This is a genomic window from Shimia sp. R9_1 (genome assembly GCF_017743775.1).
GTDB lineage: Bacteria > Pseudomonadota > Alphaproteobacteria > Rhodobacterales > Rhodobacteraceae > Shimia.
This window is the reverse complement of record NZ_JAGHRN010000005.1, coordinates 249,041-262,343: the sequence shown is the minus strand read 5'-3', so window position 1 is coordinate 262,343 and position 13,303 is coordinate 249,041. Positions and strand designations below refer to the sequence as shown.

The following is a 13,303-nucleotide window of genomic DNA, read 5'->3' as shown; positions in this document are numbered from 1 at the left end:
CAGTGGCAATAGTCTGACGCAGGTTAAGCGGCAGGGGGCGGCGCGTCCACCGGATATAGGCAGGGGCAGGGCTCTGCAATCGGGCATGCGCTGCGTTTGGGCAGTGGAGCGATGGGTGATGAAACGATTTGAGATAAGCGCTTTGGAAGTTGGCGGAGGACAGCTGGCACTCGCGCGGCTGCCGGGCAGCACCGGTGCGCTTGCTGAGGATGTGCGCGCCTTGGCGGATTGGGGCGCAGAGCGGGTGCTGAGCCTCACCGAAACGGAGGAGCAGCAGGGCTTAGGCGCCGAGGCGCTTCCGGAACAGCTTGAGGCGCAGGGAATCGCCTGGATGTATTTTCCGATACGGGATTTTGATGTGCCTGCGCCCCAGCAGTCAGAAGACTGGGGCGCGTTGCAGCAGGAGATCCTGAAAGCGCTTGGCAGTGGAGGGCGCGTGCTGGTCCATTGCCGGGGCGGTTGCGGGCGCTCCGGGATGATTGTGCTGAGGCTGATGCTGGCCTGCGGGGAGGCGCCAGAGGATGCGCTGCAGCGGTTGCGGGCGGTGCGGCCTTGCGCTGTGGAGACCGATGCGCAGATGCGGTGGGCCACAGAAGGGGCGTTGCAACAGGCCTAACGGGGCTGGCAAAACAAAAGGCCGCAGAAGAACTACGGCCTTTCAAAACAGATATCTGGCGATCAGATCAGTTGCCGATCGTTTCCAGATAGGCAATCAGGTTGGCGCGGTCTGTCGGCTTTTTCAAACCGGAGAAGGCCATTTTGGTGCCTGGTGCATAGCTTTTGGGGTTGGTCAGGAAACCGTCGAGGTTTTCTGGGGACCAAACGTCAGCCACTTGCTCCAGTGCGCCGGAGTAGTTGAAGCCGTCAACCGAATCCACGGCGCGGTTTACAACGCCAAAGAGGTGCGGGCCGGTGCCGTTGGCACCATCATCGAGTTTGTGGCAAGCTTTACATTTGCTGAAGACTTTGGCGCCTTTGTCAACATCTGCGCTGGCCAGAAGCTCTGCGAAAGACGGACCTTCGTCGACTTCGGCTGCGCCGCTGTCTGCGCCTTCAACTTCAATCACATAAGCCTGCTTGGCATGGCCGTCACCGTGTCCTTTTGGACCGGTGTGGTAAAGCGCTTCGGCAGCCCAGCCGCCCAGCAAGAAAATAAGCAGCGCGCCGCAAAGTGCGCCGACTACTTTGGTGATTGTCATCGTGTCGAACATGCTACGTTTCCGTTTCGTGGCGTTTGCTGGCTATCTACGCGCTTCCCCTGTCAAAACGCAAGGTGTAGTTACCGCGACCAAACGCCCCTACTTGCGCAATTCTTGCGTTGGTCGGAAGGCGCAGAGGGGGCAGGAATGACCAAGTTGACCAATCGCATCGCATTTCAGGGCGAGCCGGGGGCCTATTCACATGAGGCGTGCCAGAACGCGCGCCCGGAGATGGAGGCCATGCCCTGCCGGTCCTTTGAGGATGTGATCGCTGCGGTGAAGAGCGGCGAGGCGGATCTGGCCATGCTGCCGATTGAGAACACGACCTATGGGCGTGTGGCAGACATTCACCGTCTTTTGCCCGAAAGCGGCCTGCACATCGTTGATGAAGCCTTTGTGCGCGTCAGAATCAGCCTGATGGGCCTGCCGGGTGTGCCACTTGAAGACATCGACACGGTGCGGGCGCATATGGTGTTGATCCCGCAATCCGCCGCGTTTTTGCGCTCCCACAAGATCAAGGCCTATTCCGCTGCGGACAGTGCGGGCGCGGCCCGTGAGCTGGCAGAGCATCGGCGCGCCAATGAAGGGGTGCTGGCCTCTGAGCTGGCGGCGGAGATTTACGGGTTGAATGTGTTGGCAACGGATGTGGAAGACCACGGCCACAACACCACCCGCTTCCTTATCATGTCACGTGAGCCGAACTATGCGCGCCGCGAGGACCGCAAGATGATGACCACCTTTGTCTTTGAGGTGCGCAACATTCCGGCCGCGCTTTACAAAGCGATGGGGGGATTCGCCACCAATGGCATCAACATGACCAAGCTGGAAAGCTACATGGTGGGCGGGAGTTTCACGGCGACGCAGTTTTATGCGGATATCGAAGGGCATCCGGAGGATCCGGCGGTGCAACTGGCGATGGATGAGCTGCGCTATTTCACCACAAATGTGTCGATCATCGGGGTCTACCCTGCGGATCAGGACCGTTTGACGTAGGCGCGGCCAATCGTGCTTTGAAAATAGAAAAGGCGCCTCTTGGGGCGCCTTTTGTCTTATGAAATTGGGGCAGCCGCTCGCGTGAGAACGCCCAAAAGGGTCAGGCGCTCTGGGCGTAACGGTCCTCGAAGTCCTCGCGCATATGTGCCAGACGTTTGCTGACCCGGCTGGTCAGATTGCCCCGCGCCAGCTTCAAAGACTGCAGCAGCAGGCGGGAAGACAGGGTTTTGGCACGCATGCCGCACCAGAATTGGATGCGTGTCTTGGTGCGCGACAGGGCCACCAGTTCGATTTTCACGTCGGTTTCCAGCCCGCCGATCTTGGCCTTCATGGCGATTTCATTGGGCCGGTCATAGCCCGTCATCTCCAGATGTACCTCGCGTGCTTTGCCGCGAAAGATAAAGGAGATCTGCCATTCCGCCCCAACGCCTGCGTGATGCAGGGTGTCAAGGCGCGTGACATCGGCGCCGCGCCGCAGGGCTGACCGTTCGTAGACTTCAACGTCCGTGAGCATGATGAATGCTTGTTCGATGGGAACGTCGATGTCTTCTCTTCCGGTAAGTTCCATTGGGCCTCTGCTTTGGGTCAGGATGGTTGTCGCGCTGTTCGGCGCAAGTTTCGCGTCAATCCAATCTGTCTGCAAGCCAGTTCCGAAGAAGAAAATGTGCAATTGCACCTATCCGAGCGGGCTTGAGTTTTGGGTGGTTGCCGGCAAAGACATCCAGCATGTCTTCGCGGCTGACCCAGAGGGCGTCCTCAAGTTCATTTGGGTCGACGGTGATGTCTTCGGTCAGGGCCTCGCCCCGGCAGCCAAACATCAACGAGGAAGGGAAGGGCCAGGGCTGGCTGGCGAGGTAAGAGACCGCGCCCACTTTGATGCCTGATTCTTCGACAACCTCGCGCCGTACAGCCGCTTCAAGCGTTTCGCCGGGTTCCACGAAGCCCGCCAAAAGCGAGTACATCCCGTCGGGCCAGCCGGGGGAGCGGCCCATCAGCACTTTGTTGCCATGGGTGATGAGCATGATCACCACCGGATCTGTGCGGGGGAAATGCGAGGTGCCGCAGGACGGGCAATCCCGCTGCCAGCCGGACATGGCCATGCGGCTTTCCGCACCGCAGGCTGCGCAGAAGCGATGCGACCGGTGCCAGCCAAAAATCGCCCGCGTGGTGGCCGCAAGCTCGGCGTCGCGCGCTGACAGGCGCGCCATTGCCGCGCGCAGCTCTACAAAACGATGGTCTTTCGGCAGGGCGGGGTGGTGCTGTTCAGAGGGATCAAAGAACTGATTGATGGTTGTGAGATCCTGCGCCTCAGGCTCCCAGGCGGAAATGTCATGGGCAAAGAGCGCGCTGCCGTCCTCTGACAGGCCGAGGAATATCGGCGGGACCGGCGGGTTTGCCGCTTCGTTGAGCAGCGGGTGATCCAAAGGGAGCTGCACCAAACTGTCAGTGTCTGAGCCAGACAGCAGGGATTTGCCGCGCCAGACAACAATGGTGCGGCTGCTCGGCAGCTTGGCCAGCGCGTTGGCTTTCTCTCCGCGCAGTTCGGCGGCCCGGTTGAGGCCTGAGCCTCCAAAGGTGACGGTTTCTGCGTGTCTCATGCCTGGCTCCTCTTGTCGCAGATGAGTGGCATGATCGTGCCGTCGCTGCAATGGAAAGGCGTTTGAGATCACAGCTTTGTCTGGTGGTGCCTATGCGGGAGGCGGGCAGGGGGGCCTGCTCCGGCGGCAGAGTTGGCCAGAGGCGCTTGCATCTGCCGCGCGTGCGCCCTATATCGGATCTTGAGAGGTTGGCGCGGGTAAGCGCCTCGCCAACCCGGTCAGATCCGGAAGGAAGCAGCCGTAACGAGCCCCGCTTGGGTCGTTGTCCAGCCTCTCACCTTACTTCTCCCCACAAATGTTTCAGACCGTTTGCTGTGGAAAATCGCCTTTTTGCAGAGGGCGTCTAACAGAGGTTATGCCTTTGTTTTGGCGTTAAAAAGCGCTTTGGCCGCATGAATGCGCCGTGGTGCAGCTTTGCCGGCATTTGATGCGCAAACATTCACGCCATATTGAGTCATTGAGAACTTGAAGTTTGTTGGTTGAAACCTTTAGCTTATCTAACACGTAAACACAGTGAACATGTGGGTGCAGGAGAGGCCAAATGACCGAAAAAACCATAAGAATTGCTGGACCTATGTTTGACCGACGCGGTGCGCTGCGCCTGATGGGCGGGAGCGCGTTGTCGATTGGCGCAGGGCTTGGCAGCGGGATGGCCTTTGCCAGCGAGGATGAGATCATCCGCTCGCATGGCTATTCGTTCTTTGGCGACCTGAAGTACCCGGCGGATTATCCGCATTTTGATTATGTGAACCCGAACGCCCCCAAAGGTGGTCAGATCACGCTGAGCGCGCGTGGGACCTTTGATGGTTTCAACCGGTTTGCCTGGCGCGGAAATCCCGAGACGGCCTCAGGTGTTGTGGCCGAAGCGATGTTTGCGGAGATGCCATGGGGCGGTGGTGCGCCAGCGGATTCGATCACGGACAGTTACTGTCTGATCGCAAAAGAGGTCGAATATCCCAAAAGCAAGACGTGGTGTGTATTCCACATGCGCGACGATGTGGTGTTTCGCGATGGCACACCGCTGCGCGCGCAGGACGCCGCGTTTACGCACAATCTGTTCCTCGAGCAGGGCATCCGCTCTTATGCGCGTTCGGTGAGTGAACGCATCACGGGTGTGGAGGTCATTGATGACCACACGATCAAATATACTTTTGCCGATGGCATTTCGCGCCGCTCTCTGATCAGCCAGGTCGGTGGCACGCCGATTTTCTCTGAAGCCTGGTATCAGGAGACCGGTGAGCGGCTGGACGAGCCTTCGGTGCTGTCGCCAATGGCGTCGGGTCCCTATCAGGTCGGTGACTATGAGTTTAACCGCTACGTGGTTTATGAGAAAAACCCCAACTACTGGGGCTGGGACCACCCCGCCAATGTTGGCCGGTTCAATTTTGATCGCGTACGGATCGAGTATTTCTCCGATGCGACGGCAGAGTTTGAAGCCTTTAAAGCGGGTGAATACACCTTCCGCACCGAAGGTTCGACCAAGCGTTGGGCCACGGGATATGATTTCCCCGGTGTGAATGACGGCTCGGTGAAGAAAGTGGCGCTGCCTGATGGCACCGCGCCAAACAACAGCGGCGTGATTTTCAACACATTGCGCGCGCCGCTCGACAACCGCGATGTGCGCCATGCGCTTTCACTGGCGTTCAATTTCGAGTGGACGCGGGAATCGCTGCAGTTTGACCTGACCACCCAGCGCACGTCCTTTGTTGAAGGGCAGGAATGGGAGGCCAAAGGCGTGCCCGAAGGCGCAGAGCTGGCGCTTCTGAAATCGCTGGGCGATGTTGTGCCGCCTGAGATGCTGACAGAGACTGCGGTGATGCCGCACACCTCAAAGGCGTCCAACCCGATCGATCGTCGCAACAAGCGTGCGGCGCTCAAGCTGTTTGAGAAAGCCGGTTGGACGGTGAATGACAACGGCGAGATGGTGGATGCCAGCGGCACGCAGATGTCGCTTGATTTCCTCGTGATCTCCAGCTGGGATGAAACCCGGCTTGCCACCATTGAAGCCTATGTGAAAACGCTGGCGAATTGGGGCATCAAGGTCAAAGCCGACAAAGTCGACAGCGCGCAGGGACAGCAGCGTTTCCTCGATAAAGACTATGACCTGATCCATACGCGGATTTTGACCTTCTCTTCCGCTGGCACCGGCCTGAAACAGCTGTTTGGCTCGCAAACCGCGGAAGTTTCCTCCTACAATCCGTCTGCCCTGCGCAGCCCGATGGTGGATGCCATCATCGATGCGGCGCTTGCGACCACATCGCGGGAGGATGAGGTTGTTGCGCTGACGGCGCTGGACCGTGCGTTGCGCTATGAGCGTGTGATTGCCCACGCCGGATATGTTCCGGAGACTTGGGTGTCTTACTTCGACATGTATGAACGGCCCGAAGAGCTGCCGCCCTATGCGGTCGGCGTGCTTGATTTCTGGTGGTACAACAAAGAGAAACACGAGGCGCTGATCGCCTCGGGTGCGCTAAGGAAGTAAGCTTTGGGCGCCTATATTCTCCGCAGACTGTTGCTCATTATCCCGACGTTGCTTGGGATTATGATTATCAATTTCTCTCTGGTTCAATTTGTCCCCGGTGGCCCAGTGGAGCAAGTTATTGCCCGGATGCAGGGCGAGGGCGATGTGTTCTCAGGCTTTGCTGGCGGCAATGAAGATGTCGGCGGGGAAGAAACCTTTGGCTCTGACAGTGAGTATCTTGGGGCACGCGGGCTCCCCAAGGAATTCATTGAGGAGCTTGAGCGGGAGTTCGGCTTTGACAAGCCGCCGCTGGAGCGGTTTCTCAATATGATGGGGAACTATCTGACGCTGGATTTCGGGGAGAGTTATTTCCGCAAGATCACGGTGATTGATCTGGTGCTGGAGAAGATGCCGGTCTCGATCACGCTTGGGCTTTGGTCAACGCTGATTGCCTATCTGGTGTCCATTCCGTTAGGCATCCGGAAAGCGGTGAAGGACGGCACGGCCTTTGATACCTGGACATCAGGGGCGATCATTATTGCCTATGCCATTCCGGGCTTTCTGTTTGCGATCATGTTGCTGGTGCTGTTTGCCGGTGGGTCTTATTTCAAGATATTCCCGCTGAGGGGGCTGACCTCTGACAACTTCCAAGACCTGACAACCATGGGCAAGATCCTGGATTATGTCTGGCACATCACGTTGCCGGTGATCGCCTCCACTATCTCCGCCTTTGCGACACTGACGCTTTTGACCAAGAACAGCTTTCTGGATGAAATCAAAAAACACTATGTGATGACAGCGCGGGCCAAGGGGCTGACAGAGCGGCGTGTGCTTTATGGGCATGTGTTCCGCAATGCGATGCTGATCGTGATCGCGGGTTTCCCGGCGGTGTTTATCGGTGTGTTCTTTGGCGGCTCTGTTCTGATCGAGACAATCTTCTCGCTTGATGGGCTCGGGCGGCTTGGCTTTGAGGCCGCGGTGGCGCGAGATTACCCCGTGATCTTTGGCACGCTCTTTGTGTTTGGCCTGATCGGCCTTGTGGTCGGTATCCTGTCGGACCTGATGTATGTGTTGGTTGATCCGCGCATCGACTTTGAGAAGAGGGAAGGCTGATGGCGCTGTCTCCACTGAACCAGCGCCGCTGGAGCAACTTCAAACGCAATCGCCGCGCCTTCTGGTCGCTGATTATCTTTTGCGTGGCCTTTGGCATTTCCCTGTTTGCGGAGCTGATTGCCAACGACAAGCCGATCCTTGTGAACTATCGCGGTGAGTTCTTTACGCCTGTTTTTAGTTTCTACCCTGAAACGACCTTTGGCGGGGATTTCAAAACCGAAGCCGACTACAAGGACCCGGTCGTGCAATGCCTCATTTCCACCGGGGGTGTTGAGGATTGTTTTGATGTGCCGGAAGATATTCTCGAAGAGCTGGATGCGGGCACCTACAGCGCGGATGGGTTTGACAAAGGCTGGGCGCTCTGGCCGCTCATTCCATACAGCTATGACACGCCGGTGGATCGTTCCGGTGCCGCACCATTGCCACCGGATGGGCAGAACTGGCTGGGCACGGATGACCGCAAACGGGATGTGGTTGCGCGTGTGCTCTACGGCTTCCGCTTGTCGATATTCTTCACCCTTCTCGTGACAGCGGCGGCAAGCCTGATTGGCATCGTGGCCGGGGCCGTGCAGGGCTATTTTGGTGGCTGGTTGGATCTGATCTTCCAACGGGTGATCGAGATCTGGGGCGCCACGCCAAGCCTTTATATCATCATCATCATGTTTGCGATTGTGGGGCGCAGTTTCTGGCTGCTTGTGCTCTTGACGGTGTTGTTCAGTTGGACTGCGCTGGTGGGCGTGGTGCGCGCAGAATTCCTGCGGGCGCGGAACCTTGAGTATGTGCGCGCGGCCAAGGCGCTGGGCGTGAGCAACCGTGTGATCATGTTCCGCCATATGCTGCCCAATGCGATGGTTGCGACCGTGACCATGCTGCCCTTCATTGTGACCGGCACGATCAGCACGCTGGCAGGGTTGGACTTCCTCGGCTTTGGTCTGCCATCCTCAGCGCCGAGCCTTGGCGAGCTGACGCTTCAGGCCAAGCAGAACCTGCAAGCGCCGTGGCTTGGCTTCACCGCCTTCTTCACATTTGCCATCATGCTCTCGCTCTTGGTCTTCATCTTTGAAGGCGTGCGCGATGCGTTTGATCCGAGAAAGACCTTTTCATGAGCATTCTGGATGTCAAAGACCTGCGGGTGGGGTTTCGCCAAGACGGGCAGCTTCATGAGGCCGTGAAAGGTGTGTCGTTCAGCGTGGATCGCGGGGAAACTGTGGCGCTGGTCGGGGAATCCGGGTCGGGCAAGTCCGTGACGGCTTTGTCGACGGTGTCGCTGCTGCCGGGCAGTGCCGAGGTGCAGGGCTCTGTGCACTATGACGGTCAGGAGATGGTTGGCGCGCCTGAAAACCTGCTGCGGCAGGTGCGCGGCAATGACATCAGCTTCATCTTTCAGGAGCCGATGACCAGCCTCAATCCCTTGCATACGCTTGAGAAGCAGCTTGGCGAGAGCCTTGCCCTGCACCAGGGCGTGACGGGGGATGCGGCGCGTGGCCGGATTTTGGATCTGCTCAACAAAGTGGGATTGCGCGATGCAGAACAGCGACTGACGGCCTATCCGCACGAGCTGTCCGGCGGACAGCGGCAACGTGTGATGATCGCCATGGCGCTGGCCAACAAGCCTGACATTCTGATTGCTGATGAGCCGACAACCGCGCTCGACGTGACCATTCAGGCGCAGATTCTGGAGCTGCTTGCCGAGTTGAAGAAATCCGAAGGTATGGGGCTGTTGTTCATCACCCATGATCTGGGCGTGGTGCGGCGCATCGCGGATAAGGTCTGTGTGATGAAGGACGGGGAGATTGTCGAGGCTGGCCCGGTCGCGGAAATCTTTGAAAATCCGCAGCATCCTTACACGCAGCTTTTGCTGAGTGCGCAAGCTAGCGGCCATCCTGCGCCGGTTCCGGAGGGGGCGGATGTGGTGAGCGAAGCGCAAAACCTGCGGGTTTGGTTCCCCATCCAAAGGGGATTGCTGAAGCGCACGGTGGGCCATGTGAAGGCGGTGAATGACGCGAGCCTGACGGTGCGTGCCGGAGAGACGCTTGGCATCGTGGGCGAAAGTGGATCGGGAAAAACGACGCTGGCTCTGGCGATGATGCGGTTGATTTCCAGCGATGGCAAAATCGGCTTTGTCGGCAATGATGTGCGCAAGTGGAACACGCGGCAGCTGCGCGCGCTGCGCAAAGACATGCAGATTGTGTTCCAGGACCCGTTTGGCAGCCTGAGCCCGCGGATGACCTGTGAGCAGATCATTTCAGAAGGGCTTGGCGTGCATGGCAATCCGGATGGACGGGACACGCGCACGCTTGTTGCCGAAGTCATGGAAGAGGTGGGCTTGAACCCCGCAACCATGGATCGCTATCCGCATGAATTCTCCGGTGGACAGCGCCAGCGGATCGCCATCGCCCGCGCAATGATCCTGCGCCCCAAGCTGGTGGTGTTGGACGAGCCGACATCAGCGCTGGATATGACGGTGCAGGTTCAGATCGTGGAGCTGCTGCGCAACCTTCAGGAAAAATACGGGCTGGCCTATCTGTTTATCAGCCACGACCTGCATGTGGTGCGCGCCATGAGTCACAAGATCATGGTGATGCGCGCGGGTGATGTGGTGGAGCAGGGCACTGCCGAGACCCTGTTTGAAAACCCGCAGACCGACTATACCCGCGAGCTGCTGGCCGCAGCGCACGGGTAGGCCGAAAACGGCAACGCCGCGATCAGATCGCGGCGCTGTGTTGTGCTTTGCTCATATCATAAGCGTCAAAGGCGCGGGCAATCATCCGCGTGAGCGGCCGTGCCTGAGGCGGGATCACCAAGGCGTTGCTTTCCAAGGCAAGCATGTTCGGGAATTGCGCCATCACCTTGGAGAACATCTCGTTCAGCGCGGCGCGGGAGATGTCAAACCGCTCGACGATTTCATCTGACTCAATGCGGAAATCGCACATCAGCGCTTCGATCATCCGGCCGCGCAGGAGGTCATCCCCGGTGAACTTATGGCCACGCGAGGTGGTGAAACGGCCTTCGCGGATGCCTGCGGTGTAAGCCGAGGTGGCCGGGGCGTTCTGCGCGTAGCCTTGTGGGAAGCGCGCGATCGAAGAGGCGCCGACCGCCAGCAGGACATCGGCCATGTCGTCGGTGTAACCTTGGAAGTTGCGGCGCAGGGTGCCGTTGCGCTGCGCCACGGAAAGACCGTCGGTCTTCGTCGCGAAGTGGTCGATGCCAATTTCGTCGTAGTTGTCCCAGAGGAAGAGCTGGCGCGCGGTTTCAAACAGCGCAAGACGTTCCTGTGGCGTGGGCAGCGCGTCAGATGGGATCATCTGCTGGCGTTTGGCCATCCACGGCACATGGGCATAGCCATAAAGCGCGACGCGGTCAGGAGACAGCGACAGCAGCTTCTGCACGCTTTCGGTGATGCGCGCTTGTGTCTGATGGGGTAGGCCAAACAGAATGTCGGCATTCACGCTTTTGACGCCATGCGCGCGGATCATGTCGACCGCTTCGCGGGTGATGTCATAGCCTTGAATGCGGCCGATGGTTTTCTGGATATCGTCGTCAAAGTCCTGCACGCCGATGGAAGCGCGGTTCATTCCGGCTTTTGCCAGAACAGCCAGACGGGCTTCATCAATCTCATTGGGATCAATCTCGACAGAGAACTCGCCGCCCTGTGCCATCGGGGCCACGTCGAAAATGGCACCCGCGAGATCTTCCATCATGCCGGGGTCAAGCAGGGTTGGCGTACCGCCACCCCAGTGCAGGCGCGACAGGCGCACGCCCTCCGGTAAGATAGATTTGAGAATCAACAATTCTTGCTTTAGGGTCTCGACGTAAGACGCCACCGGCGAAAGCGTGGAGGTGCCCTGTGTCCGACAGGCGCAAAACCAGCAGAGGCGGCGGCAAAAAGGCACATGCACGTATAGAGAGACCTCAGAACCTGACGGAATAGACTGAATCCACTCCTTGTAAGTGTCTGGGTTTACGTTATTTTCAAAATGCGGGGCGGTGGGGTAGCTGGTATAACGCGGTACTTTTGCGTCAAACAGCCCCAGTTTCGCCAATTGTTTTCCCGTTTCCATGGGCGTAGGGGGTACCTCAAAACACGACTCACTATCCTTGACCCAGATCAATTCCAGGTATGGCTTATAAAATGACTGATCTTACGAAGTTTGTTGGCGGTTGCGAGAACTGCCCGATCCAGCACCGCGCTGTTTGCGCGCGCTGTGACGCAGACGAGCTCGATCGGCTCGAGGAGATGAAATACTACCGGAGTTTTGAAGCGGGGCAGACCATCATCTGGTCCGGGGACCGGATGGAGTTTGTGGGATCTGTAGTGTCCGGGATTGCGTCCCTCACGCAGACCATGGAAGACGGCCGCACGCAGATGGTCGGACTTTTGCTGCCCAGCGATTTTGTGGGGCGCCCGGGTCGCGAAGCTGCGACCTATGATGTTGTGGCAACCACGGATGTTGTCATGTGCTGTTTCCGCCGCAAGCCGTTTGAGACCATGATGGTGGAAACCCCGCATGTTGCGCAGCGCTTGCTGGAGATGACGCTCGACGAGCTGGATGCCGCGCGCGAATGGATGCTTGTGCTGGGCCGCAAGACCGCACGTGAAAAAATCGCCAGCCTTCTGTCGATCATTGGGCGTCGCGATGCGGCACTTAAGCTGGTGAACGGCCATGAAGAAATGGTGTTTGACTTGCCGCTGACCCGCGAGGCGATGGCGGATTATCTGGGCCTGACACTTGAAACGGTGAGCCGACAGATTTCCGCGCTCAAAAAGGACGGGGTAATTGTGCTGGAAGGCAAACGCCATGTCACTGTGCCGGACTTTCAGCGGCTTCTGGATGAGGCCGGAGATGACAGCGACGGCGGGATGATGGCCTAAGATAAGAGCCAATTCTATCAGCAAAGAAAAAGGCGCCGGTTTGGGCGCCTTTTGTGTTTTTGGGCATCAACCTGCGCAGGTTAGTGGGCAAGGAAGACAGGCAGGTGCGCGTGTTCCAGCATGTTGCGTGTTGCGCCGCCCAAGATGGCTTCGCGGAAGCGGGAGTGCCCATAGGCGCCCATGACCATCAGATCGGCGTTGTTGTCCGTGGCGTGGCGCAGCAACACATCGGAGACGCGTGGCTGCGTTTTGGAGAGCACATCTACCTGTGCATTCACGCCGTGACGGGCCAGAAATTGTGACAGCAGGCCGCCCGGATCAGAGCGGTTTGGACCATGGGTGGGCGGATCGATCACCACCACATGCACCACATCTGCGGATTTGAGAAACGGCAGCGCTGCGCGTGTGGCCACCAGTGCTTCGGCGCTTTCGTTCCAGCCGATGCAGACGGTTTTGGGTGTTTTGATGGGGGTCGCTGATTCTGGCACCATCAAAACCGGAGCCTGCCCCTCAAAGAGCGCCGCCTCCAGCGTGGGTTCCAGCTCGTTGCCGTGGTTTTTGCCGTAAGGTTTCGGGAGCACAACAAGATCTGCAAAGCGCGCGCGTGATGCGACATGGCGTCCCAGGTCCGCGATCTGAGCAACGCCCATATCGCTGGCCCAACGCACGGTGCTGTTGTTGAGTTTCGCCTCTGCTTTGTCCTGAATTTCCTTGGCTTCGCCGTGGGCGCGGGCGAGCATTTCCTGCATCAGGATCGCGTCTGCTCCGGCATAAAAATAACCGGTCTGAGAGCGGTCTACACCAAGGGCAAGCACGTCCAGATGGGCGTCTTGCGCCTCGGTCAGGGCGATGGATTGCTCAAGCGCCGCGCGGGCAATGTCAGCGTCGGTCATGACGCAGAGAAGTGTTTTGTAGTCCATTCGAACCTACCGTTGTTTGAAAATGAAGTCTGGACCGTGATGGCTTTCCAATGTGTCGGCGAGAAAGATGCTGGCCTTGGATATGATTAAGTCCTACACGCCGCGCGACTTTCCTTGATGCAGATCAAGGCGGCATTAACGCTGCA

General features: G+C 58.5%; 12 protein-coding genes and 1 other RNA gene. 8 read left to right on the top strand and 5 right to left on the bottom strand.

What is annotated here, in order from left to right; genetic code table 11:
- Nucleotides 1–118 precede the first annotated feature (118 nt).
- Nucleotides 119–616 carry a protein-tyrosine phosphatase family protein gene (locus J7399_RS16675; RefSeq protein WP_209087693.1) on the top strand — a complete coding sequence of 166 codons (498 nt, stop codon included), beginning with the start codon at nt 119–121 and terminating at the stop codon, nt 614–616.
- 67 nt (nt 617–683) lie between these two features.
- On the opposite strand, the gene J7399_RS16670 is transcribed toward J7399_RS16675, so the two are convergent.
- Nucleotides 684–1,211: a cytochrome c family protein gene (locus tag J7399_RS16670; RefSeq protein ID WP_209064184.1), complete on the bottom strand. Its 528-nt coding sequence runs from the start codon at nt 1,209–1,211 to the stop codon at nt 684–686.
- A 144-nt stretch (nt 1,212–1,355) separates the two neighbouring features.
- On the opposite strand from J7399_RS16670, the gene J7399_RS16665 reads away from it, so the two are divergent.
- Entirely contained in the window at nt 1,356–2,192 is an 837-nt protein-coding gene (locus J7399_RS16665; protein ID WP_209064513.1) for a prephenate dehydratase, read from the top strand.
- Nucleotides 2,193–2,292: 100 nt separating this feature from the next.
- On the opposite strand, the gene J7399_RS16660 is transcribed toward J7399_RS16665, so the two are convergent.
- Together J7399_RS16660 and nudC are read right to left on the bottom strand one after the other, a co-directional pair.
- Entirely contained in the window at nt 2,293–2,760 is a 468-nt protein-coding gene (locus J7399_RS16660; RefSeq protein WP_209064187.1) for an SRPBCC family protein, read from the bottom strand.
- Between the two features lie 55 nt (nt 2,761–2,815).
- Nucleotides 2,816–3,790, bottom strand: coding sequence for an NAD(+) diphosphatase (nudC, locus tag J7399_RS16655; protein ID WP_209087691.1), 975 nt, complete (start codon nt 3,788–3,790; stop codon nt 2,816–2,818).
- Nucleotides 3,791–3,971: 181 nt separating this feature from the next.
- Between nudC and ffs the strand changes: the two genes are divergently transcribed.
- The 5 genes from ffs (at nt 3,972) to J7399_RS16630 (ending at nt 10,047) form a co-directional block, all read left to right on the top strand.
- Nucleotides 3,972–4,070: signal recognition particle sRNA small type (ffs, locus tag J7399_RS16650), an RNA gene on the top strand.
- A 261-nt stretch (nt 4,071–4,331) separates the two neighbouring features.
- On the top strand, nt 4,332–6,272 hold the full coding sequence (locus tag J7399_RS16645) for an extracellular solute-binding protein (protein WP_209087689.1): 1,941 nt from the start codon (nt 4,332–4,334) through the stop codon (nt 6,270–6,272).
- Between the two features lie 3 nt (nt 6,273–6,275).
- Nucleotides 6,276–7,364 carry a microcin C ABC transporter permease YejB gene (locus J7399_RS16640; RefSeq protein WP_209087687.1) on the top strand — a complete coding sequence of 363 codons (1,089 nt, stop codon included), beginning with the start codon at nt 6,276–6,278 and terminating at the stop codon, nt 7,362–7,364.
- Complete coding sequence (locus J7399_RS16635) at nt 7,364–8,470, top strand: ABC transporter permease (protein WP_209064196.1); 1,107 nt, start codon at nt 7,364–7,366, stop codon at nt 8,468–8,470. The genes J7399_RS16640 and J7399_RS16635 overlap by 1 nt, the downstream gene beginning before the upstream one ends.
- Nucleotides 8,467–10,047 carry an ABC transporter ATP-binding protein gene (locus tag J7399_RS16630; protein ID WP_209087685.1) on the top strand — a complete coding sequence of 527 codons (1,581 nt, stop codon included), beginning with the start codon at nt 8,467–8,469 and terminating at the stop codon, nt 10,045–10,047. Before J7399_RS16635 ends, J7399_RS16630 begins: the two co-directional genes overlap by 4 nt.
- Nucleotides 10,048–10,069: 22 nt before the next feature.
- On the opposite strand, the gene hemN is transcribed toward J7399_RS16630, so the two are convergent.
- On the bottom strand, nt 10,070–11,425 hold the full coding sequence (gene hemN, locus J7399_RS16625) for an oxygen-independent coproporphyrinogen III oxidase (protein WP_209087683.1): 1,356 nt from the start codon (nt 11,423–11,425) through the stop codon (nt 10,070–10,072).
- Between the two features lie 71 nt (nt 11,426–11,496).
- On the opposite strand from hemN, the gene J7399_RS16620 reads away from it, so the two are divergent.
- Nucleotides 11,497–12,237, top strand: coding sequence for a transcriptional regulator FnrL (locus tag J7399_RS16620; protein WP_209087681.1), 741 nt, complete (start codon nt 11,497–11,499; stop codon nt 12,235–12,237).
- Between the two features lie 80 nt (nt 12,238–12,317).
- Here the strand turns inward: J7399_RS16620 and J7399_RS16615 are convergent, their stop codons facing one another.
- Nucleotides 12,318–13,157 (bottom strand): universal stress protein, encoded by an 840-nt coding sequence (locus J7399_RS16615; RefSeq protein WP_209087679.1) that lies wholly within the window; start codon nt 13,155–13,157, stop codon nt 12,318–12,320.
- Nucleotides 13,158–13,303 lie beyond the last annotated feature (146 nt).